The sequence below is a fragment of the Clostridia bacterium genome (genome assembly GCA_017394805.1).
In the GTDB taxonomy this organism is placed as follows: domain Bacteria; phylum Bacillota; class Clostridia; order Christensenellales; family CAG-1252; genus RUG14300.
This window is the reverse complement of the sequence record JAFPXC010000002.1, coordinates 1-22,930: the sequence shown is the minus strand read 5'-3', so window position 1 is coordinate 22,930 and position 22,930 is coordinate 1. Positions and strand designations below refer to the sequence as shown.

Annotated in this window: 20 protein-coding genes; 3 read left to right on the top strand and 17 right to left on the bottom strand. The window is 56.7% G+C overall.

Features of this window, described 5'->3' with window-relative positions; genetic code table 11:
* The 3 genes from II896_00305 to II896_00295 all read right to left on the bottom strand — a co-directional run bounded on the left by II896_00305 (position 1) and on the right by II896_00295 (position 5,250).
* Positions 1–1,287: an O-acetylhomoserine aminocarboxypropyltransferase/cysteine synthase gene (locus II896_00305; protein ID MBQ4443087.1), complete on the bottom strand. Its 1,287-nt coding sequence runs from the start codon at positions 1,285–1,287 to the stop codon at positions 1–3.
* A 276-nt stretch (positions 1,288–1,563) separates the two neighbouring features.
* Complete coding sequence (locus tag II896_00300; protein ID MBQ4443086.1) at positions 1,564–3,045, bottom strand: NAD(P)H-hydrate dehydratase; 1,482 nt, start codon at positions 3,043–3,045, stop codon at positions 1,564–1,566.
* A gap of 117 nt (positions 3,046–3,162) precedes the next feature.
* A complete protein-coding gene (locus tag II896_00295; GenBank protein MBQ4443085.1) occupies positions 3,163–5,250 on the bottom strand; it encodes a hypothetical protein in 2,088 nt (695 codons plus the stop codon).
* Positions 5,251–5,419: 169 nt separating this feature from the next.
* Here II896_00295 and II896_00290 point away from each other — a divergent pair, with 169 nt between their 5' ends.
* Positions 5,420–5,953, top strand: a complete 534-nt coding sequence (locus II896_00290) for a flavodoxin family protein (GenBank protein MBQ4443084.1) — start codon at positions 5,420–5,422, stop codon at positions 5,951–5,953.
* Between the two features lie 120 nt (positions 5,954–6,073).
* Here II896_00290 and II896_00285 read toward each other — a convergent pair whose 3' ends face one another.
* A complete protein-coding gene (locus II896_00285) occupies positions 6,074–7,705 on the bottom strand; it encodes a DAK2 domain-containing protein (GenBank protein MBQ4443083.1) in 1,632 nt (543 codons plus the stop codon).
* A 13-nt stretch (positions 7,706–7,718) separates the two neighbouring features.
* Positions 7,719–8,069, bottom strand: a complete 351-nt coding sequence (locus II896_00280) for an Asp23/Gls24 family envelope stress response protein (GenBank protein ID MBQ4443082.1) — start codon at positions 8,067–8,069, stop codon at positions 7,719–7,721.
* A 319-nt stretch (positions 8,070–8,388) separates the two neighbouring features.
* On the opposite strand from II896_00280, the gene II896_00275 reads away from it, so the two are divergent.
* Entirely contained in the window at positions 8,389–8,586 is a 198-nt protein-coding gene (locus II896_00275; GenBank protein ID MBQ4443081.1) for a 50S ribosomal protein L28, read from the top strand.
* A gap of 393 nt (positions 8,587–8,979) precedes the next feature.
* On the opposite strand, the gene II896_00270 is transcribed toward II896_00275, so the two are convergent.
* The 12 genes from II896_00270 to II896_00215 all read right to left on the bottom strand — a co-directional run bounded on the left by II896_00270 (position 8,980) and on the right by II896_00215 (position 21,845).
* The gene (locus tag II896_00270; GenBank protein ID MBQ4443080.1) at positions 8,980–9,852 is read right to left on the bottom strand and encodes an alpha/beta hydrolase; all 873 of its coding nucleotides are present in this window, start codon (positions 9,850–9,852) and stop codon (positions 8,980–8,982) included.
* A gap of 316 nt (positions 9,853–10,168) precedes the next feature.
* Positions 10,169–11,890 carry a glutamine--fructose-6-phosphate transaminase (isomerizing) gene (gene glmS / locus II896_00265; GenBank protein ID MBQ4443079.1) on the bottom strand — a complete coding sequence of 574 codons (1,722 nt, stop codon included), beginning with the start codon at positions 11,888–11,890 and terminating at the stop codon, positions 10,169–10,171.
* Positions 11,891–11,933: 43 nt separating this feature from the next.
* Positions 11,934–13,403, bottom strand: coding sequence for a CYTH domain-containing protein (locus II896_00260; GenBank protein ID MBQ4443078.1), 1,470 nt, complete (start codon positions 13,401–13,403; stop codon positions 11,934–11,936).
* Positions 13,403–13,807, bottom strand: a complete 405-nt coding sequence (locus II896_00255) for a hypothetical protein (protein MBQ4443077.1) — start codon at positions 13,805–13,807, stop codon at positions 13,403–13,405. The genes II896_00260 and II896_00255 overlap by 1 nt, the downstream gene beginning before the upstream one ends.
* Positions 13,808–13,837: 30 nt before the next feature.
* Positions 13,838–15,070 (bottom strand): aminopeptidase, encoded by a 1,233-nt coding sequence (locus tag II896_00250; protein MBQ4443076.1) that lies wholly within the window; start codon positions 15,068–15,070, stop codon positions 13,838–13,840.
* Between the two features lie 9 nt (positions 15,071–15,079).
* Entirely contained in the window at positions 15,080–15,538 is a 459-nt protein-coding gene (locus tag II896_00245) for a YhbY family RNA-binding protein (protein ID MBQ4443075.1), read from the bottom strand.
* A gap of 17 nt (positions 15,539–15,555) precedes the next feature.
* Positions 15,556–16,845: a GTPase ObgE gene (obgE, locus tag II896_00240; protein MBQ4443074.1), complete on the bottom strand. Its 1,290-nt coding sequence runs from the start codon at positions 16,843–16,845 to the stop codon at positions 15,556–15,558.
* 77 nt (positions 16,846–16,922) lie between these two features.
* Complete coding sequence (nth, locus tag II896_00235) at positions 16,923–17,552, bottom strand: endonuclease III (GenBank protein MBQ4443073.1); 630 nt, start codon at positions 17,550–17,552, stop codon at positions 16,923–16,925.
* 2 nt (positions 17,553–17,554) lie between these two features.
* Positions 17,555–19,195, bottom strand: coding sequence for a hypothetical protein (locus II896_00230; GenBank protein ID MBQ4443072.1), 1,641 nt, complete (start codon positions 19,193–19,195; stop codon positions 17,555–17,557).
* Positions 19,192–20,079 carry an Hsp33 family molecular chaperone HslO gene (locus tag II896_00225; GenBank protein ID MBQ4443071.1) on the bottom strand — a complete coding sequence of 296 codons (888 nt, stop codon included), beginning with the start codon at positions 20,077–20,079 and terminating at the stop codon, positions 19,192–19,194. Before II896_00225 ends, II896_00230 begins: the two co-directional genes overlap by 4 nt.
* Positions 20,080–20,082: 3 nt before the next feature.
* Positions 20,083–20,802, bottom strand: a complete 720-nt coding sequence (locus tag II896_00220) for a methyltransferase domain-containing protein (GenBank protein MBQ4443070.1) — start codon at positions 20,800–20,802, stop codon at positions 20,083–20,085.
* Positions 20,799–21,845 (bottom strand): hypothetical protein, encoded by a 1,047-nt coding sequence (locus II896_00215; protein MBQ4443069.1) that lies wholly within the window; start codon positions 21,843–21,845, stop codon positions 20,799–20,801. Before II896_00215 ends, II896_00220 begins: the two co-directional genes overlap by 4 nt.
* A 506-nt stretch (positions 21,846–22,351) precedes the next feature.
* Between II896_00215 and II896_00210 the strand changes: the two genes are divergently transcribed.
* Positions 22,352–22,750, top strand: a complete 399-nt coding sequence (locus II896_00210) for a (deoxy)nucleoside triphosphate pyrophosphohydrolase (protein ID MBQ4443068.1) — start codon at positions 22,352–22,354, stop codon at positions 22,748–22,750.
* Positions 22,751–22,930: the final 180 nt, after the last annotated feature.

The following is a 22,930-nucleotide window of genomic DNA, read 5'->3' as shown; positions in this document are numbered from 1 at the left end:
TCAAATCATTTCCAAGGCTTGCGCGATATCCTCGATGAGGTCGTCCGCGTTCTCCAATCCGCAGCTGTAGCGCACGAGGTTCGCGGAGATACCCGCCGCCTCCAGTTGCTCGTCGGTCAGTTGTCTGTGGGTAGCCGAAGCGGGGTGCAGACAGCAGGTCCGCGCGTCCGCGACGTGCGTTTCGATGGCGGCCACCTTCAGGTTCTTCATAAAGGTCTCGGCGGCCTTTCTACCGCCCTTCACGCCGAAACTCACCACGCCGCAGCTTCCTTTCGGCAGGTACTTTTGCCCCAATTCGTAATACTTATCCCCTTTGAGACCGCAGTAGCGCACCCACTCGATCTTGTCGTGCGCGGCCAAAAATTCGGCCACTTTTTGACCGTTCTCGGCGTGACGCGCCATTCTCACGGGCAGGCTTTCCAAGCCGAGGTTGATATAATACGCGTGTTGCGGTGCCTGTATCGCGCCGAAGTCACGCATCAGTTGCGCGGTGCATTTGGTGATGAACGCGCCTTCTTTGCCGAACTTCTCGGCGTACACGATGCCGTGATAACTGTCGTCGGGCGTAGTCAGGCCGGGGAACTTGTCCTTATGGGCCATCCAGTCGAACTTGCCCGCGTCCACGATAGCGCCGCCGACCGAACTGCCGTGTCCGTCTATGTACTTGGTCGTGGAGTGCGTCACGATATCCGCGCCCCATTCGATGGGACGGCAATGCACGGGCGTGGCGAAGGTGTTGTCGATGATGAAAGGCACGCCCATCTTATGCGCCACGCGGGCGAACATCTCGATATCCAGCACGGACAAAGCGGGGTTGGCGATAGTCTCGCCGAACAAAGCCTTCGTGTTGGGACGGAAAGCCGCTTCCAACTCCTCTTCGGTGGCGTCGGGCGAGACGAACGTGAAGTCGATACCCATCTTCTTCATCGTCACGTTGAACAGGTTGAACGTGCCTCCGTAGATGGCGGCGCTCGCCACCACGTGGTCGCCCGCTTGCGCCAGGTTGAACACCGCGAAGAAATTGGCCGCCTGCCCCGACGAGGTCAGCATGCCCGCCGTACCCCCCTCCAACTCGGCCAACTTGGCGGCCACGTAATCGTTGGTGGGGTTTTGCAGACGCGTATAGAAGTAGCCCGACGCCTCGAGGTCGAACAACTTGCCCATATCCTCGCTCGTATCGTACTTGAACGTGGTGCTTTGGTAGATGGGTATTTGTCGCGGTTCGCCGTTCTTGGGCGTATATCCGCCTTGCACGCAAATGGTCTCTATTCTCTTTTTGTCAGCCATATCCGCCTCCAAATCAAATGAAATGTAAAAACATTATACAATGTTTCTTTCCGTCGTAGCAAGCAAATTCACACGCTTTGCGCAATTCACGCACGCACAGCGTGCAATTCACTAATATTGGCTTACAATATCTTAAACCGTCTTCCGCGCCCCGCGCGCCCACGTCCCGACGGACGTCGGATTTCACCCGTTCTCGGTTCGAGCGGATTTCACCCGTGCCTTGGCACGGATTTCTCCCGTATGCACCGCATACGAATCTCTCCGCGCCTTTGGCGCCTACATTGTCCCTATCACGCCCGCTATCTCACGCACCGTATCCGAGGCGATCATACTCGTCGCGCCCACTTTTGCTTGCGCCGCTTCGCCCGCTTTGCCGTTGATATACGCGGCGGCATAGGTCGCCGTCCACGCGTCCTCCACGTAGCCCAACGTCGCCGCCAGCACCCCCGACAGTACGTCGCCCGAGCCTGCGGTCGCCATACCGGGCGCCCCCGCGTCTACCAAGGCCACCCGCTTGCCGTCGGTCACGACGGTCGTCGCGCCTTTCAACAGCACCACCGCCCCCACCGCTTTGGCGTAGTCCACGGCGTATTCCGCGAAATGCGCGAATATATCCTCTACGCTCTTGCCCGTCATCCGTCCGAATTCCTTGACGTGCGGGGTCAATACGAGCGTGCATTTTCTTCTACGAAGAAAGTCCGCGTCCATTTGCGACAACAAGGTCAGCCCGTCCGCGTCCACCACGAGCCTGCCCGCGTAGTTTTCCAATAGGTACGCAAGAATGGCCTTTGCGCCCTCGCCCGTACCCACGCCCATACCGAACGCCACGGCTTTGACGTTGCCGACGAGCCGCTCTATCTCCTCGCGGTCAAACCCGATCTGGCCGTCCCGCTCGCACAAGGGGTACAGCGTGCTTTCCAATATCTGCGGCACCAGTAGGGGGCACAAACTCTTCGCCGTCGCCACCTTCGCCACGCCCGCGCCCGAACGCATCGCGGCGGCGGCCATCGCGGCCAACCGCACCGCGCCCGAATAGGGCAAACTCCCGCCGACGAGGGCGATATAGCCATAGTCGCCCTTGTTGGAGAAGTGTTTTCGTTCGCCCAACGCGGCCTTCACATCCGCGGCCTCCGCCAACCCGTAGGTCTCGGTCACGGGCACAATGCCCACCTCGAGCACGTCGAGCGTGCGGTAGGTATCTTTGGCCATATTCAACAGGTTGCCCGCCTTATACCCGCCGATACTCAAAGTGAGGTCGGATTTTACGCACAATTCGGCCATACCGCTGTCGGCATTGAGACCGCTTGCGATATCCACCGATACCACCGTCGCCCCGCTCTCGTTGACGGCGCGTATGCCCCAAGCCGCCGCGCCCTTCGGCACGCCCTCGAAGCCCGTCCCCAACAAGCAGTCGAATACGATATCGTAGCCCTCTATGCGGGTAGTTTCGTCTATTTCCACCACCTTGACCTTTTTCGGCAAAGTCTCGCGGTAATACGCGCAGGCGGGGCTTCTCTTTCCTTCCACGCAGTACACGGTCACGTCCGCGCCCCGCGCCGCCAGCACGCCCGCCAACGCCATTCCGTCCGCGCCGTTGTTGCCCTTGCCGCACGCGACGGCGATACGTCTCGCCCACGCGCGGTAACCCATGATGGCCTCGGCGACTCTTTTCACGAGCGCGATCTCGTCAATGCCCTCTCGCGCCATCGTCGCTCGGTCGGCCAATCTCATATTTTCCACGGTCAACACGTCTTTCATCTACTCTTTTCTTTTATCCCCGCGCTTTCGCCGCAGGCGAAACTTCACTTGACGGATGTCAAACTTCACTCAAGGCTTCGCCTTGAACTTCACCTTTTGAGGCGAATATAATTCGCCTCAAAAGTGTATCTCTATCCCCATCACCTCGAAACACATTTTGAGGTGCGCTTTCCCTTCGTCGTCCACGTACTTGGTCATCACGAGCCAGGGCGAAGTATTCTCCCGATACGCGCCGCAATACACGGCTTCGTAGGTCTTGCCGTCCGAAGCGGTCACGGTTTTCAGCGAATACGCGGTCTTGATATGCACGGTCAGGTCGCCTATTTCACCCAACTTCGCAGTCACGCCCGCGGGCAACTTATCCACGTGCAAAGTACGCCCGTCCGCGTCCACCACTTCCTGGTAGCGCCCGAGATAGGCGCACAGATAGTCCACGTAGGACGCGTAGGTCTTCCCCACCGTATCTTGGTCGACGGTGCCTTCGGGCGCCATATCCACGGGCAGCCCCGCCTCGTCCACGTAGGGAACGGACATCAAAGGCTCCAACCCCTCGATGCCGAGGCCGAGACTATCGAACAAATAGTGGAAATTCGCGCCCAACGTCCCCTTGGTGAAGCCCAGTCCGGGGAACAGCTGGTCGGCATACGCCGAAATGGTCCAAAAGGCGTCCATCGCGCCGTTCATTTTGAGGTTGGTCAAGTTGCCCTCCGCGTCTTGGTAGAAGGTGTCTTCCTTGCCGCCCAGCACCATACCGTCCAGATTGACGAGGGAAAGAAAGGCCTTCACATCGTCCGCGCACACCGTCACTTTGATCTCCATCACGCCGTCCGTCGAAAGCGTCAACCGTTTTTCCTCGAATAGCGGGTCAAGCAGTTTCAACACGCCGTCCAACCCCTCTTGTGTCGCGTAGTCGGCTTTTTTGGACACCACGCGCGAGAGGTCGTAGTGCTCTTCTTCCTTTACGAACACGCCGTTGGTCGCGCGTCCCTCGGCGGGATCGGCGGACAATTTCGCCTCGTATCCCTCCACGGCTCCGAAGTAGGCCACGCTCACTTGGTCGAATTCTTTTGCGGCGTTCACTTTGGCCACGGCCCCGTCGTAATCGAACCCGCTCACGCCCTTATACAGCCTCGTCAATTGGTCTACGCGCAAGGTCTTATAGGCTTCCAACGAATTTTTGCCTTCGGCAAATCCCAACTCGATCAACTTCTTTTGCAGAGTCGCCGCGATCACCGCGTGCCCTTGGTCGCTGGGGTGCACGCCGTCCACGAATATCAATTTCTTGCCGCGAGCGCGGTCGTTGCGATAGATCTCGTCGAATGCCTTGGCCACGTCCACGAACTCCACTTTGTCGTTTTTCCCGGCCACGCCTTTCAATATATCCGACATTGCGCCCAGCATATACGCGCCTTTCTTGCGGTATTCTTCCACGCCCGCCTCGGTCGCGTAGTCGTATTTGGCGTCTATCTTTATCAAATCCGCCACCAAATCCATTGGAATAATCTCGCTCTCGTCGTCCACGGGGTTATACACGTTTTGGAAGATAATGGTCGCTTGCGGATTTTGCGTATGCAACTCTTCCACCACGGCCTCCACGTTGCTCTTCGCCACTTGCTTCACGCGCTCGAAGGTCGCCAACCCGTCGCCGGGCGCCACCCAACGCCACCCCGCGGAGGGCACTGTTTCGCCCTTCTCCACGGTGCGCATATCGCCCGCCTCGTTGATGACTTGATAGCGCTTATATTCGTACCCGTCTTTCACGACTTGTTGGTTGACGTAGTCCTCGCCGAACTTCTCTTTGGCGGCCAACTCGAACAGCATCATGGGGAAGTTGTGCCACAACAGGTCGTTGCCCGTAATGGAAATGCAAATGACGTCCGCTTGCCCGATCATAGACTTGGTCAGGTACGCGTCCTCTTCCTCCCGCCGTATATAGGCCAGCAATTCCCCCGTTTGGTTGCCCGAAATGGCGCGATTTGAATAAGTATACTTATTCACCTGTCCGATGATGCCGAAATACCCGTAATTCTCGCGTTCGACCTCGGGCGACACGCCCACGATGGCCTCGGCGATGGAGTCCCCCAGATACAGTATATTGAATTTGGTATAATCCACGGGCTCTTTCTTATCCTTGCACCCCGCCAACACGGCCACGGTGCTTGCCACTATGCACACCACCAACACGAAGACGATAATCTTTTTCATACGCCACCTCATTCCAATTATGTTTTTTACACCAAACGTAGTGTAGGCTGACTCTATTATATTTTATCCCCCGCGCCAAGTCAATACGGAAACTTAATTAAATGTACTGCTTGACTTAGTTCCTTTCGACACTATATACTGTGAGTATGTCATTTCAAAGGAGCCGTCTATGAGCAAAGTCGTCGTCATCTCTTCTTCTCCCCGCAAGGGCAATTCCCACATTCTTTGCGACGAGTTCGTCCGCGGTGCCGCCGAAGTCGGTGCCGAAGTCACCCGTTTTTGGCTGGGCGACTACACCGTCAACTATTGCAAGGGGTGCTTAGCCTGTCGCAACACCGCCCGCTGCGTGCAAGCGGACGACGCGGCCGCCATCATCGACGCCATGGCCGAGGCGGACGTCATCTGTCTGGCCACGCCCGTCTACTTCTACAATATGTCGGCCCAACTCAAGACCCTCATCGACCGTTGCTGTGCGCATTACGCCCGCCTACACGACAAAAAGTTCGTGCTACTTCTCACCTGCGAGGACCGCGACCGCGACGCCTTCGACGAGATACTCACGGCCTTCAACGGCTTTTTCCGCTGTTTGGACAACCCCGAGACCATTGCCGTCGTCCGCGGCTACGGCGTCTTGCGCAAGACCGAGATACTCTCCCGTCCCACCGCCTTGGAGCACGCCTACCAAGCGGGCCTTTTGTGCTGATTGCCGCCACAAGACGATCGGCCGACGACTGTCGGCTTTCACCTTGTCGTAGGCGAAATCCCCCTCGATTTTTCGCAAAAAAACGCCCCTATGGGGCGTTTTGATTTTCAAACCGTTTCTCTATTCGAGCAACAGGTCGTACCAATAATGCGGCTGTCCGCCCTCAAAGGGCATCACTTCCAATTCGGGGTAGGCCTCTTCTATGGCCTCCACCATACTGTCGCATTCTTCTTTCGACACGTCCTTGCCGTAGTACAGGCTCAACACGTCCTTTTCCTCGCCGCCCAAGGCGCCCACGAGGTTGACGACGGTGGGTTTCAGATCCACGCCTTTCACCAACAGTTTCTTGTCGCTCAAGCCTATGTAATTTCCCTCTTTCACCTTCAACCCGTTCATCGTGGTATTGCGCACGGCGGTGGTCACAGTGCCGCACACGTAGTCCTCGATGGCGGCGCGCATCGCGTCTGCGTTGGTGTTGATATCGAGGTTGGGGTCGTAGTAGGCCATACAAGCCAAACCGCTCTGCACGTTGACGGTCGGCAGCACCACGCACGTCTTCTCCACCATTTCCTGCGCTTGCGCGGCGGCGAGGATGACGTTCTTATTGTTGGGCAGGATGAGTACGCTGTCCGCGTTGACGCGCTTGATGGCCGACAAGAAGTCGTCCACCGACGGATTCATGGTCTGTCCGCCCGTGATGACGTAGTCCACGCCCATATCCTTGAACATCTTGCCATATCCCGAGCCGCTCGCCACGGCCACCACGCCCAAAGGCTTGCGTTCGGCCTCCAACTTGGCGCGGATGGCGCGGTTTTGCATCAGCATATTTTCGATTTTCACTTTGTCCAACTCGCCCAACTTCACGGCGTATTGCAAGGCCAGGCCGGGGGTGTTGGTATGTACGTGCACTTTGATTAGATCGAGGTCGCCTATGCAGATAAGGCTGTCGCCCAATTTGGACAATTTGTCGCGCAATTTGTCGATGTCGGCGGTGGTCACGTTGGGATAGAGGTTGGTCACGAAGAACTCGGTGCAGTAGGCGAAAGTGATCTCCTCCAACTCGTCGAGGTCGCCCTCGAACTCCACGTCGGCCTGGGGTTGCGCTTCCTCGGCCTCTTTGGTCTCCACCAATTCACCCGTCAGGCCTTTCAGCCAGCCCGACAGGATATACAGCAATCCCTGTCCACCGGCGTCTACGACGCCGGCCTTTTTCAGCACGGGCAGCATTTCGGGGGTTTTCGCCAGTATGCCGCTACCGATACTCAGCACGCCTTCGAGAAACTCGTCCACCGTGCTGCCACGCCCCGCGAACTGACCGCACTCCTCACCAATCACGCGGATGACGGTCAAGATGGTGCCCTCTTTGGGCTTATTGACCGAACTGTACGCCACTCTCGCGGCCTCGCGCAATCCCGCCGCGAAGTCCTTGGCGTTCAGCACGTCCTTATCTTTGACATAATCGCAAAATCCTTTGAGTATTTGGCTCGTAATGACGCCCGAGTTACCTCTCGCACCCCGTAGGCTTCCGCGGCTTATGGCCTCGGTCAGGCTCTGCATACTCAGGGCCGCGTCCGTCAAGGCTTCCACCTCTTTGAGGGCGGTTTTGACGGTCATCGTCATATTGGTACCCGTATCGCCGTCGGGCACGGGGAACACGTTCAGGCTGTCCACCGTCGCCTTGTTCGCCGCGAGGTTTTGCACGCCGCCCACGAACATTTTTCTAAAAGTTATCGCGTCTATATTCTTATACATTATCTTCTCCCGATTATACGCGCACGCCCACCACGTTTACGTTGACCTTTTTCACCACCATACCCGTGAATTTCTCCACGGCGTAGGTCACGGTCTTGCGCAAGGTTTCGACCACCGCGTCCTGCGGCACGCCGTCCTTCAGTATGACGAACAGATCGATATAGATATTATGATCGACGCACGTCACCTTTACGCCTCTGGTGTTGCTGTTGTTGCGGAACAGTTGAGCCAAACTGTCGGTCACACGGCGCGACACGAGATCCACGACGCCATAGCATTCGCTTGCGACGTGGTTCGCCACCATCACCACGGCGTCGTCCGACACCGAGATCTTACCGTACTTGTTGCTCGTTTTAACTGCCATATCCGCTATCTCACGCGTTATTCGTAGTATACTATGCACACTACGTCAGTTTAACTATACAATATTTCCGCGATTTTGGCAAGAAAATAGCACCGCATTACGCCAAATTTTCGCAATTTCCCGTTTCCAACGTACCTTTCTCCCCCGTCAAAACGCGCCGTTCGCCCCCGTCGGGCGTGATTTTTCACCCAAAATCTATTCTATTTCCCTTTCGCAAAATAAAAAGTTACGCATTTCCGCAAAAACTTTGTCCAATTTTGTTGCCAATTCAATTCGTTCGTGTTATGATATTTAGGCAAAGTTACAAGGAGGTATTGTTATGTCGAGAGTGTGCAGTATATGCGGCAAGGGTGCTATGGCGGGCAACAACGTCAGCCACAGCAATCGCAAAAGCCCCCGTCATTGGAACGTCAACGTGCAAAAGATCAGCATCGTGGAGAACGGTACTGTCGTCAGCAAATACGTATGCACCCGTTGCATTCGTAGCAACAAGGTCATTCGCAAAGTCAACGCCTAATCGTCTTTCCTTTTCTATCTAAGGTTACCCGAAAAGGCAAACACATACGGTACGCATTTTTTGCGTACCATTTTTCTATTTCTTTCTACGAAATCACAAAAGCCGACTATAACCAACCGTCATTCCGAGCTTGTCGAGGAATCCCCTAAGTAGAGTCACATTCCCTTTTCTCTTACTGCAAATATCTATTTCTACCACTTCCCGACGGACGTCGGATTTCACCCGCTCGCGGTTCGAGCGGATTTCGCCCGTGCCTCGGCACGGATTTCTCCCAAGGCTATGCCTTGGATTTCACCTCACATTGTGCCGAGAAATCCAGAGGCACTTTTCCTCTTTCCTCTCGCCGTCAAGCGAACCACCGCAACTCGGCATATCCGTCAATTCTCTCGCTCGTTACAAGCCCGGCGTTTCCAGACAAGCGCCGACAAACTCCGCGATATGCCCGCAGTACCTATCCGCCAGCGGGTGCGTCAAGAGGTCGTGCGCGGCGTCCTCGTAGCCGAAGAAGCGCGGCTCGATACCCAACGCGCGCATGGACAACAGGAGCGCCAACGCGCTCTCGCCTTCCGCGCCGAGCGCCGCGTCTTTCATCCCCGCGAACAAGGCGTACGGTACGGTTTTGTCTATTTTCGCGAAATTTTCGCCCTTAGACGCGTCCAATAACCCCTCTATCAAGGCCAAGTCAAAGGCCACCGTAGGCACCACGTTATCCAAGGGATCCGCATACCCCGACTGTTTTTCGTTTTCTTCCTTCTCCACCAAAGGTTGCAACATCGCCAACCCCAACGTGGTCGCCCTATCGCGCAAAGGCAAGGTCTTGGCCACGGCCAAAGCGGCGTAGAGGTTTTGTCGTTGCTGTTTGCCCACGGACAACAGCGCCACTCCTCGTGGCGACGCCATACCGCGCTCCAACGCGCTCAAAATCAAATAACCGCCGTAGCCCTGCCCCATCAACACGATGGGCAAATCGTATTCCCGCTTGAAATAGCGGAACAAAAAATGGATATCTTCTACGCTGTACTCGTAGCTTTTCTTATTGCCGAATCCCAGCCGTTCGGGGCGTGCCGTCGCGCCGAATCCGCGCAAATCGTAGGCCAGCACCACCATTCCCTTCTCGTTCAGCACCCGCGCCAACCCCTCGTAGCGGCCGCTATGCGTGCCCACGTCGTGACACACCAAGACCAACCCCTTGGGGTTTTCGACTTCGTCCCAACAATGGACGAGCAAAGGCGTGCTGTCAAAGGAATTTAGGTAGTAGGTCGACATAAACTTATTCTATCGCCCCCCGCCCCCTCTTGTCAAGTCCTAATTACACCGTCAGGCGTCTATCCCTACCGCAACGCAACGAAGTTGCAATCCGTGTCGCTAAGTACGTCATCCCGAGGCACTTGCTCCTGAAGGGCAATAGACCGAGGGATCCCATAAGTTGAGACACATACATTTTATTCTCCGCCGACAAACGATTATCCCTATCACAACTTGCGCCCCGCGCAAACTTCACTCAAGGCTGTGCCTTGAACTTCACTGCGAATGCATCCCACTTTCGCACAAGCGAAAACTTCACTCACGCGGAGCGTGCCCCTCATTCCACCGTCACCGATTTCGCCAAGTTCCGCGGCTTATCCGGGTCCAATCCCCGCTCCAGCGCCAGCCGCAGCGCCAGATACATCAAGGGCACCACGGCCACCATAGGGGCCGCCGCACGCGCCACTGCGGGCAGAGCGAAGCCCCAATCCCCCGCGCGCAACAACGCTTCGTCCGACGATACCACCAGCACCTTCGCGCCCCGCGCGCGCACTTCGGCGATGGCCGAGCGCATTTTCTCGGCGTACCGACTTTCTGTCGCCAGAGCCACCACCAACGTTTTAGCGGTCACGGTCGCCAGCGGCCCGTGTTTTATCTCCCCCGCATAGCAGGTATCGCAAGGCATATACGCCACTTCCTTTATCTTGAGCGCCCCCTCGAGACACGTCGCGTGATCGCGCCCTTTCGACAGTAAGAATACGTTGTCGAATTTCCGCTTTGCCACCGCCGCCAATGCGCCTTGTCGCCCTGCCGTTTCGCGTACCGCACGCACGGCGCACGCCACGTCCGCCGCCGCGTCTTCCCCCAGCAGTCCGCGCAAGGCCACCAGTTGCGTGGCGTAGCTCTTGGTCGCCGCCACCGCTATCTCCGCGCCCGCTCGCGTCACCAAGCACTCGTCCACCGCGCCCGTCAGCCCGCTCGAGGGCACGTTGGTCACGCCCACGACTTTTGCGCCTCTCTCCTTTGCCAAGCGCACGGCCGTCAAGGTATCGGCGGTCTCCCCGCTTTGCGATACGGCCACCACCAAGGTATGGCCGTCCACCTCGTCCGCCCGCTCCGCGAACTCACTCGCCACCACGGCCTCGGCCGCCACGCCCTCGCACAGGCTCGCCCCGTACAGGCACGCGTGATACGCCGTGCCGCACCCCGTCAAAATCACGCGATCCACACCTTCCCACAGCCCTTTGGGCGTCGCCCCCTCGATATACGCCGCCGTTTTCTCCATCGCGTCGGGGATTTCGGCTATTTCCTTCTCCATATACGTAGGATACGCCCCTTTATCCACCTCGTCGGGCAGCAAGGTCGTCTCGCCGAACGCAGGGCCGATCGCGCCCTCTTCGCACAGTAGGCGGCACCCCTCTTTGGTCACCACGGCGATCTCACCGTCCTTCATCTTGTATATCCGCCGCGTATGCCGCACCAAGGCCGGCGTGTCCGAGGCGAAACAGCCGAAGCCCTCCCCCTCGCCCAAGATCAGCGGATTGCCTTTTTTGAAGAGATACACCCTATCGGGCGCGTCTTCCCACAGTGCCGCCACCGCCCAATTCCCTTTTAGACGCGCCACGGTCTTGCGGATAGCCCTCTCCGCGTCCCCCTCCTCTTTGGCGTACGCGTCCAATAGGTGCGCGATCACTTCGGTATCGGTGGCCGACGTCATTTTGCGCCCCATTCTCTCCAATTCCTTCCTCAGATCCACGTAGTTTTCGACGATCCCGTTATGCACAACGGCCCATTTCCCCGCCCTATGCGGGTGCGCGTTCACCTTAGACGGCGCTCCGTGCGTCGCCCAACGCGTGTGTCCCATACACACGTCCGCCTCGTGCGTATACAAAAAAGAACGCAGCCTCTCGACGCGTCCTCTTCTCTTGTAAATCACGATTTTATTGCCGTCGAAGTACGCCGCTCCCGCGCTGTCGTACCCCCGATATTCCAACGTTTTCAGCCCATGATACAAATCTTTCAGGCTGTTATCTTTCACAAACCCCACGATGCCGCACATACCCCCATTGTATGCACGACCCCGCCTTCGGGTTCCACTTACTCTACTCTCTTGTACTTCTCCGCCGCGCGGCCCCAAATCTCGCTTGCTTGCTCACGCCTTTTTTTGCGCTCGCGGCATGTTCGATTATCCACTTCTCCGCCCGCGCCCAATCCTCGTCGGACGACACTTCGCACTCGATTTCGTAGTCTATCCTGCCGAGGTACTCGTTTTTGTCCAACTCAAAGGTCAACCCCTCTTCCGTCCAAGTCGTGCGTTCGGTAGCCAATCGGCCGAGATACTTGCCGTCCGCGATATTCGCCAAGCCCACGTATTGCCGTATGGTTTCGGCGGTCAGCCCGTCGGCAAAGCACGTTGCGGCCAACGCCCCGTCGATGGGCGCGTTATGCTCTTCGAGGCTCTCGCTGTCTATGCGTATCTTGACGGTCAGTTCGTACTTGCCGCCTTTCTCGCGTATGCGCACCCGCGCACCCTCGCCCACGTCGAAGTAATGATTGACCTGGCAGATGGTCGCGCCGCCTTTCTCGCTCGCTTGCGCCTTCAACCCGCGCCAATCCTCTTCGCTCAGCATATACTTGACTTCGCGCTCTATTTCGGGCGTAGCCCGTAGATACCTATCCACCGCCTTTTGCACCCGCTCGTCCGCATATCGCTCTCTCGCTTGCAAGGCCTCCGCCCGCCATCTGCCGTCCTTGGCGTTTGCCAAGGCGTTCAAGGCCAGCGCCACGATCTTGGCGGGGCGCAGATAATTCGCCCCCAAGCAGTCGGCGAAGGGTTGCAGGGCTTTCTTGCCTTTTAGGGCCGCTTTGAGCAGTTCCGCCCCGTCTATTTCGGCGGGCACCACGGGCAGGTCGTTCAGGGGACACACTCGTTGACAGGTATGACACCCCAGCACGCGCTGTCCCATCTTTTTCGCGGTCGTCGCGTCCTCCACGTAGCCCGCCGATTGCATTTGTCTCAGGCACTTTTCTTGGTCGAATCGCGCCCCGATGGCGCCTTGCGGGCAGGCCGCCGCGCACTTGCCGCACCCCGCGCACTTCTCGTGTTCGCGTGCTTTGCACAGCGCGTACCAAGCCTCGGCATACAGCGGATTATCTCTATCCGTCAAGGCTTCTCGGTAGGCTTCGGGCAGGTACTCGGGCACTTGTACGGGGGGGACGTACTCCCCTTTTATACACACACCCTCCATCACGAATTGGCTGCCCCAGCCCTCTATGGCGGTCAGCGAATTAGCGAGGGCCTTTGCCTTTCCCGACAGGACGGCCAGTCCCTTGTACCCGTGCTCGATGGGTTTCGTTTCATAGTCTTCCGCAAGAGCCGTCTCCAATTCGAGCCGCGCTTTGCGCACTCGTTGATAGGCGGGGTAATAGTTATCCACCATCAACCGCCCCTCTTCCTGCGGATAATACCCAAGGAAAAGAAACGCGTAGGTATCTCCCCCGAACGAAAAGACGACGTAATCGCTTACGCCGTTCTTTTTGCCTATCTCTTCGACGACTTGCCGCAGTTCCATTATTCGATATCCGCGTGGTCGCCCTCTTTATCTTCGCCGATGATTTTCTTTTTGATATTGTCTTTGGTCTTATTGATTTGACCGCGTATACCGCCCGCGAAGAATCCTTCCAACCCGCCCACGATGGGCACGGACATAAACACCAGCCAAGTGGGGTGCCAAATCCCCAGGCTGAATCCGACGGCGAGGTACACCACCGTGCTCCCCCACACCGACAGGAAGGTAGGCAATCCCTTGATGCGTTTATTGCGGATGATATCCACCGTCCAATGATACAGAGGGATCGCCAAAAACACCAACCAAGTGGGGTGCCATAGATGCAGCGTAAAACCGACGGCCAGATACACGGTCAAGACGATCAATTCGATGGGGAATACTTGCCAATTCAATTTTCTGTTTTCCATAGTTTTCACCTCTTTTCATGCGGTTCTTCGTCAAAACGCGAAGTTTCCGTTTACGAATATTTCCACGACTGCCCCGTCGGCCGTTTCGCCGTCGATACGCAGATCGGACGTACCTATCATAAAGTCCACGTGTTCGTGGCTCACGTTTATCCCCGCTTTTTCCAGTTCTTCCTCGTCCATTTCCAGCCCGCCCTTCACGCACGAAGGATAGGCGGTGCCGATGGCGAGGTGACACGAGGCGTTCTCGTCGAACAGGGTTTCGAGGAAGAGGGTTTGCAGGTTGCTGATGGGGCTGTCGTAGGGCACCAACGCCACTTCGCCGAGGTAGCGGCTCCCCTCGTCCGTACCGAGGATACCTTCGAGGATATCCTTGCCCTCTTCGGCCCAATAGTCCACGATCTTGCCCTTCTCGAACACGAAGCCGAAGCCGGACACTTTCGCGCCGTTGTGATAGAGGGGCATACTCGCCACCACTTTGCCGTCCACCCCGTACTTGTAGGGCGCCGAGAAAATCTCTTCGGTCGGCATATTCGGGTTGAACGTGCTTCCCTTCCTATGCTTCTCGCTACCACCCTCGAAGACGTATCCGTCGGGCAACCCGAGCCACAGGTCGGTACCCAGCGCGTTGGTGTAATGCAGGCGTTTTAGCCCCATTTCGTTGAGGATCTTCGAGCGCCGTTTCAGGTTCTCGTTATGTTCTTTCCAGGCCGCAAGGGGATTGGCGGTATCCAGGCGCATGATGTGCGCCACGTACTCCCACAACTTATTGAGCGCGGCTTTGGGCGTGAGGTCGGGAAAGACTTTCTTGGCCCAAGCCAGGTCGGGCACGCCCACTATGCACCATTTAATGAGGTTTTCGGTCACCGCGTCGCTGAAAAAGGCAAAATTCATATGCCTTGCCCGCGCCACTTTCACCAGCAATTCCTTGTCCACATCGGCATACAATTCGGGGTCTCCGCTCAACATATTGAGGTAGCACACCCCGTTGTCCACCATATATTGTTTATAATCTATTTCCCATTTGGCGGGTTCAAGTTGCCGTCTTCCGCCGCCCATCGTCAGGGACAACTTGCCCACGTCGTCGTCGCGCCAATCCACGTACACTCTGTCCGCGCCCTTTTTGTAGGCCGCTTTGGTCACTTCCAGCACCAATTCTTTGGCCGATATAGGCGCGTTTATCACCAATATCTCGCCCTTTTTCAGGTTGACGCCCGCCGACACGATCACGCGGGCGTATTGCCGATACGTTTTCTTCGTTGCCATAGCTTCCTCCTATTTCTTTTTCGTAGGTTTGCTACCCTTGCCCTTGTGCACTCCGTGCTTTTTCTCGGGGCGGTATGGTTTTGCCAACGCGGCCTTTTTGGCCTCGCGTTTGGTTGCTTCCTGTTTTTTGGCCTCGCGCTCTTTCTCCCGCTCGTTGCGCCGTGCGGTCTCCTCGTCCAACGCCACGTGTTCCACGCCCTCGGCCGTACTGTAACGGTACAGGATTATCTTCCCGCCGATGGCGTGCACGGGCTCGGCGCCCAGCGTGTCGGCCAATTCGTTGATGAGGTCTTTCGCCGTGGTGCCGCTGTTTTTCAACACGCCCACTTTCACCAACTCGTAGCGATTGAGCAGTTCGTCCAACTTGTCGAGGACGCCTTCTCCCACGCCGTTCTTACCTATATTCATAGTCGTCGGCAACTTGGCTGACAACCCCATCAATCTCGATCTTTGCTTACTCGTCAACATTTTTTCTTCTCCTTTCCTCAATCCACGAAGTCGAATTCCACTTCCGCTATGCGAATGGTATCCCCTTCTTTCGCGCCCCGTTCGCGCAACGCGTCTATCACGCCCCGCTCGCGCAATTTGCGCTGGAAGTACCGATAACTGTCCACGTCGTCCAGAGTGACGTTGCGCACCAGCATATTGACGAAGCCGCCCACCACTTCGTAGGCGCCGTCGTCGGTACGGACGATATCGAATTCGTCCTCGTCCTCGTCGCGGTACTCGTAGGGCACGTATTCCTCGCGCTTGGGCGGGGGCAATTTGGTCACCTCTTCGCTCAACTTCTTCACGAGTTCGTCCACGCCCCAATGTATCACCGCGCTCATACCGTACACGGGCTTGCCGATGGCCTCGGCGAAGCGCTTCACCGCGCCCTCGCCGCTATCTTGGGCATAACTGCCGTCCTCTTCCGTCACCAAGTCCATCTTGTTGGCCACCACCAATTCGGGCAGTTCGGTCAACGCCTCGCTGTACTCGGCCAATTCCTTGCGGATTTGCCGATAATCGTCCACGGGGTTTCTCCCCTCGTGACCGGATACGTCCACCACGTGTATGAGCATACGCACCCTTTCCACGTGGCGCAAAAAGTCGTGTCCCAATCCCACGCCCTCGGCCGCGCCCTCGATGAGGCCGGGAATATCCGCGATGACGTAATTCTTATCGTAGAACTTTATCACGCCGAGGTTGGGCGACAAGGTGGTGAAGTGGTAGTTGGCTATCTTGGGACGCGCCTCGGTCAGCACGGACAGCAGGGTGCTCTTGCCCACGTTGGGGAAGCCCACCAAGCCTATGTCCGCTATGGTTTTCAATTCCAACTGCACCTTGTGTTCCACCGTTTTCACGCCGTCTTGGGCGAACGAGGGAGACCTGCGGGTAGGCGTGGCGAAGCGCACGTTGCCCTTGCCGCCCCTGCCGCCTTTCAGCACGGTCACCTGCATTCCGTCCTCGTACATATCCGCGAGGATATTGCCCGTTTCGTCGTCGCGTATCACCGTACCGCAAGGCACCTTGATATAGATGCTTTCGCCGTTTGCGCCGAAGCAGTTGTTGCCGTCCCCGTTCTCGCCGTTGCCGGCCCTGTAATGCGCGCGGTAGCGGAAGTCGATGAGCGTGGTCATATTGGCGTCCGCGACGAACACGATATCCCCGCCTCTGCCGCCGTCGCCCCCGTCGGGACCGCCCGTCGGCACGTACTTTTCGCGGTGGAAACTCACTTTACCGTTCCCGCCGTTGCCCGCTTTGATATAAATCACAGCCTTATCCAAAAACATCTTCTTTTCTCCTTATCGCCGCCTCACGACGGCTCGTTCGCCCTCGGCGAACCCATAACTTGCGCTTTGCGCAAACTTCACTTACGCCCTCGGCGTTCCCCGCAATGCGTTATTTCGCACCGTTCGCATTCGGGGTTTCTCGCCTTGCACACGTACCGCCCGTGGTGAATGAGCAGGTGGTGGAAGGCGCTCCACTCTTCCTTGGGCACTTGTCGATTGAGGTCTTTCTCCACCCCTTCGGGCGTATTCGCGTCGCTCAGCCCCAGCCTGTGCGCCAAGCGGAAGACGTGCGTATCCACGGGGATAGCGTCCCCGCCGAACGCCACGGCGTACACCACGTTGGCGGTTTTCCGCCCCACGCCCGCCAAGGTCACCAGTTCCTCCACGGTTTTGGGCACCTCGCCCCCGAAGCGTTCCACCAAGGACTTGGCGCAGGCGATGATATTCTTCGCCTTGTTGTTGTAAAAGCCGCAACTGCGGATATAGGGTATCAACTCCTCCTCGGTCTTCTTCGCCATTTCTTCGGGCGTATTGCACCAGCGGAACAAGGCGGGCGTCACTTCGTTCACGCGCTTATCCGTACATTGTGCGGACAATATCACGCTCACCAACAATTCGTAGGGCGTGCCGTACACCAATTCGCACTCGGCCTCGGGGTGCATCTTCCGCAATTCCGCAAGCGTTTGTTTTATCTCTCGTTCGTTCATATTCACGCGTTTTTCAACGTCTGCTTTACGAGGTCCACGTACCCCATAAAGAGATCGATATCCCACCCGCTATCCAACACTTTTTCGGTGAGGAGCGGCCCGAGGTCGGCGATTTTCGCGCCCACGACCACGGCCAACCCCATCACGTCGGCTTGATAGTTCTCGGCGGGCAGATTGAGGTATAGTTTTTCCATCACTTTGGACAGTTTCAATTCTCTATGCGCGTTTTGCCCCACCATTTCCAGATACGCATACCCGTACACGCGCCGCATATCGGGGCTGAAATCCTCAAATGACGGGGGCACTTTCAGTTTGAAGGTTTCGCACACCCAGTCCACGGTCACGTTCACCGTACCTTTGCGCACCTTGTCGAGCAGGTTCAACAGCAGGCGGAATCGCACCGTTCGCCCCGTTGCGGGGTCTATCAAAAGGTCGCGCTCGAAGCGGATTCCCTCGGGCGTCAGCCACTCGCAGGTCTCCCCCGCCAATTTGGCCAAAGCCACTTGGTCCGCGTTGGGCGCGGTCAAGAGGAAGCGCACGCACTCGCGAAAATCGAGGTCGGTCTGCATCAGCACGGCCATATACTCCCCTTCCTGCAATTTGCGCACGTAACGCGCCACCGCGTCGTACGTCTCCGCCGGCGCATAGTCGAAGTTGAGGTCGACGGGGGCTTCGAGGCGAACGTCCGCCAGCACGCGCGGGAAGAATCCCGCGTAGGTTTCCAGCACTTCGCGGTAATACCTATCCCCGTTTTCCCTATCGCCGAGGTTATAATACGCCGCGGCCAAGCGCAGTCCGCTCTCCACGTCGTACGGCTCTATATCGTAGGCGGCTTGCGCGTAGTATAGAGCGGTTTTGTGCAGAGCGTGCATATACGCGCAAATGCTCGCCATGGCCATATTGTCCTTGTTGCCGTCGGGCGCCAAAGCGGACAATCCCTTTTGCATTTCCTCGTCGGTCAGACCGTCGCCCATTTCGTCGAGGTAATACAGCACGCGCGAATCGTGCTTGGTCAGGCCGTACATCTCCCACAATTTTCGCTTGCCTTCCTCCACGTCGCCCGTCTTAGCCAGGCTCATACCCCAGATAAACAGCGCTTCGACGTAAAACTCGTTTTCGCCGTCAAGGTCTTCCACCAATTCCAAAGCGCGGCGATAATTTCCCCGTATATACGCGTCGTAGAGTTCGTCGTACCACGCGCGGTGCTTCCGTTTGCGCAAGTCGTCGACAAAGGCGAAATTCTTTTTCTGCTCGCGCTCTTCGAAGTGCTTCATAAAGTCGTTCACGACCTCGTCGAAGCCCTCTTCGTCGAAAAATTCACTCTCGCGCATGATCTCCATTTGATAATGCACGTAGGCGGACATATCGCCCATTCTCGCCGCCGCGTCGCACAACAGCGTGCAGTAGTCCATATATTCTTCATCGCGGAATTTCCCCGTATAACGCAAGCAAACGGCCGCCGCCATTTTGTATTGTTTCATATCCAATAGCGTTTCGGCATAGGCCAGACGATAGGCAAACGCGTCGTCTATGCGCATGGCGCGGTACGCGCAAAGTAGCGCGTCCTTCATACGCTTTTCCTGTTTGGCTATTCGACTTTGTTCCAGCCAATATTCGGCCGTTTCCGCAAATCCAAGTATCATGCTTTCTTATGCGTTCTATCCCATTCCTGCCAGATATCTATCACCTGTTGTTTGTCGAAGTTGTACTTCGTATTGCAGAAGTGGCACACGATTTCGATACTCCCCCTTTCCATCAAGATATTGACGCACTCGTTCCGTCCGAGACTGCGCACCACGCCCGCCATATACGAGGGGCTGCATATACACCGATACGTGGGGTGCGTGGGCTCGAAGTATTCTATGTCGAAGTGGCCGAAATAATCGTCGATGAGTTTTTCGGCGTTACGGAAGGCCACCAATTTGTCTATCTCGGCGAAGTTCATCGCGATATCCTCCAGCATCACGAGGATATGGTCGGGGCAATCGGGCATGGGCTGTATCACGATACCGCCCGCCGAGGTGCAATTCCCCTCTTCGTCCAGGTTGACCGCGAGCGCCAGGGCCGTGGGCTGTCCTTCGCTTTCGGTAAAGTACCAAGCGAAGTCTTGGTCGATACTGCCGTTGACGATCTCCGACTTCCCCGTATAGCACTCTTTGAGGCCGAGGTCTTTCACCACGTTCACCGTGCCCGAGCCGATGGCCTTTCCCGTGTTTTGCTTGCCGTTTCCGAGGGCGGGCACTTCTGCCTGCGGGTTAGCGACGTAGCCGCGTACCGTACCGTGCGCGGCGGCCACCACGATATTCTGCAAAGGCCCGTCCGACACGATATTGATACTCAACCTATCGTCCGCGCCCTTCATCTCGTTGCCCATATAGGCGGCCACGGTCAGGGTTTTTCCCAAAGCCACCGAAGCCACTTTCGACGTCTTATGCAATTCTATGGCGCGTTGCACTATTTCGGTCGTATCCAAGGCCGCCACTTTCACCAATCCGTTGAAAACCAACGCTTTCGCTATGCTGTCCATTTTTCACCTCTTTTTTCTCACGTCGTACACCCACCGCAGGCTCTTTGCCCGCACCTTGTCGAAGGCGTCGCCGTCCACACGGCGGGCAATCGTTAGCCCCGCTTGGTCGAGGGCGGCTCGAATGTCCTCCGCCTCGTGCGCGTACTGTTTTTGCGTTTCCTCTTCTCTTCGGTAAGCGTCGCCCACTTTCTCGAAGAAGGTCAATTTCATTCGCACGCTTTTGGTGCGCTCGCTATAGGCGTTCTCCCAATAGTAGGTCAAATCGTCGTAATCTTCATAGTAGACGTTATCGCCCAGCACTTCCCTCAGTTTATACGGAGTAGACACGTCGAAGACCATTCGTCCCCCTCCCGCGAGGGCGGCTTCCACCCGCTCGAAGAGGGGCGGCAGGTCTTTCGTGGGGATATAGTTCAACCCGTCCGACACGCAGGTCACGAGGTCGTATCCCGTGCCCTCGAATTTGCGCATATCGCCTTGGCCGAACGTCACCGCAAGACCTTGCGCCCGCGCTTCGCGCACCGCGATATTCAGCATACATTCCGAGATATCCACGCCGTGCACCATTGCGCCTTGCGCGGCCAGCATACGGGACACTTTCCCCGTACCGCAGGCCAGGTCGAGGCACTTTTCCCCCGCCTTTGGGCGGATGAACGCGAGATATTTCTCGTACGGAAAATCCCCCATCAAGCGGTCGTAATGACGGCTCAATACGTCGTAACTCATTTCTTTTTCTTCTTGCGCTTCTTGCCGTTCGTGGCCTTATATTGCCCGTACTTTTGGGGCGCTTTCTGTTGCTGTTTGGCGTAAGGATTCTTCTCTTGCACCTCGCCCCCGCGTTTTTGCACCACCACTTCGCGGCGCTTATCGGGATTTTTGGGGTCCACTTGGGGCACGATGAAACTGTCGAAGCAGTATTGCGCGTAGCCCGTGTACGTCATCGAGAAGAACATAAAGCCCATCGTCAGCAAAAACGCCACCAGCAGATAGGCCACGAAGGGGCTCATCAAGGACAACAGCACGATACCCACCACGAACGCGGATACGATAAAGGCCGTGATGGGCGAAATGGCGTTCAGCAAAAAGGCGTTTTCAATGGCCTCTTTCGCCTTGAAGCGGTAGCACGCCACGATCGGCATCAGCATACCGAGATGCATCACGTACACGAAGCCCACCAGCACCAATACGAAGAACAATATCCAACTGCCCGCGGTGGCGGCGCCCGTCAAATACAATTCCATGTGCCAACCCATGCCGTACATCATCGCGGCGGCCACGCCCGCCGTCACGGCGGCCATCCACAAAAACTGTTTCCACAAGGCCTTGATACCGCGGAAGAAGGAGCGCATTTTCACTTTCTCGTCCCACATAAGTCCGCGCGACACGTGGAATACGCCCGACAGGCCGAATACGGCCAGGAATATCGAGCCGATATTGCAGGGGAAGATGAGTATGCGATACCAACGCATCAACTCGCCCAAAGCCGCGTTCACGTCGTCCGCCACGTTGGGAAAGCCAATGCCGAAGTTACCGATGAAACTTCTGCCGTTCATCACTTGGCCCAGCATAATGTTCGGCAGGATAAAGGCCGAAAACAAGAGGGGCAGCGCGAAGATGGCGGCGTACACCAGGTTGGTCAACGCGACGTTGCGGAATTTGCCCGAAAAGGTCCGGAATAAATACGAGATATGCCCGCCCGTTTCCACGGGAGTCACGGTTCTTTCGTCTTTTCGCACGTTGAGTTTGAGAATCAAATCCGTTCTTGCCATATATATCTCCTTGTTTCGCGCTTTGGCGCACCTATGTGCCTCCGCACGCAATATATCTATGATATCATACAACAAATATTTGTATTTGGCAAATACTTTCTATCAATGTTCGGCAAATACTTTCTACCGACTTTTCCCCCGCCTTTCTTTTCTTCCCGCTTCCCGCCCGTCGTTTTCACCCCACGCACCGCAGTCGGCGTATCGCGTTCGCCCTCGGCGAACCCGCGACTTGCGCCGAAGCGCAAACTTCACTCAAGGCTGAGCCTTGAACTTCACTTGCAACGCAAACTTCACTTTCGCATAGCGAAAACTTCACCATTTCCCCTTGCGCTCTCCTTCTCCAATGTGCTATAATAGAAGCAAGCGTGCAAGCACGAGCGAAGCGAAGTATTTGCATAACGCTTGCGCCGCCTTGCAACCGAACGCAAGACGCGCAGCGGCTAATCTATACGCAGTATAGATACCATTCGTAAGAATGGGCGTTCGTATGGTTGTATAATCACACTATGAAAACTCTTTCCGTCGTCGGTGCCATCTTTATTCACAACGGTTGCATTTTCGCCGCCCGTCGCGGCGAAAGCCACTATGCTTACGTCGCCCACCGCTACGAATTCGTGGGCGGCAAGCAGGAAGCGGGCGAGTCCTTAGCGGACGCGTTGCGCCGCGAACTCCGCGAAGAAATGGCGTTGGACGCGGAAGTGGTCGCCCCCTATATGAGCGTACACCACGACTATCCCGACTTTTCCATCGACCTGCACACGTTTCTCTGTCGTATGCGCGGGGACTATCGCCTTTTGGAGCACGAAAGCGCCGCTTGGCTTCCCGTCGCCACGCTCGACCCCGCGGAATGGGCGCCCGCCGACGCCCCCATCGTCATTCGCATCAAAAAGGAATTTGCCCTATGAAATTGATCATCGCTTCCGATATTCATGGATCATCGTCCGGCCTCGCCCCATTGTTCGCCGCGAAGTAGAGTTGCGCCTAACGTGAATAGTACGTCATCCTGAGCCGAAGCAATAGGCTTCGTGTCGAAGGATCCCCTAAGTAGAGGTACAAAAACTTCTTCGCGGCTTCACCTTTTGGTC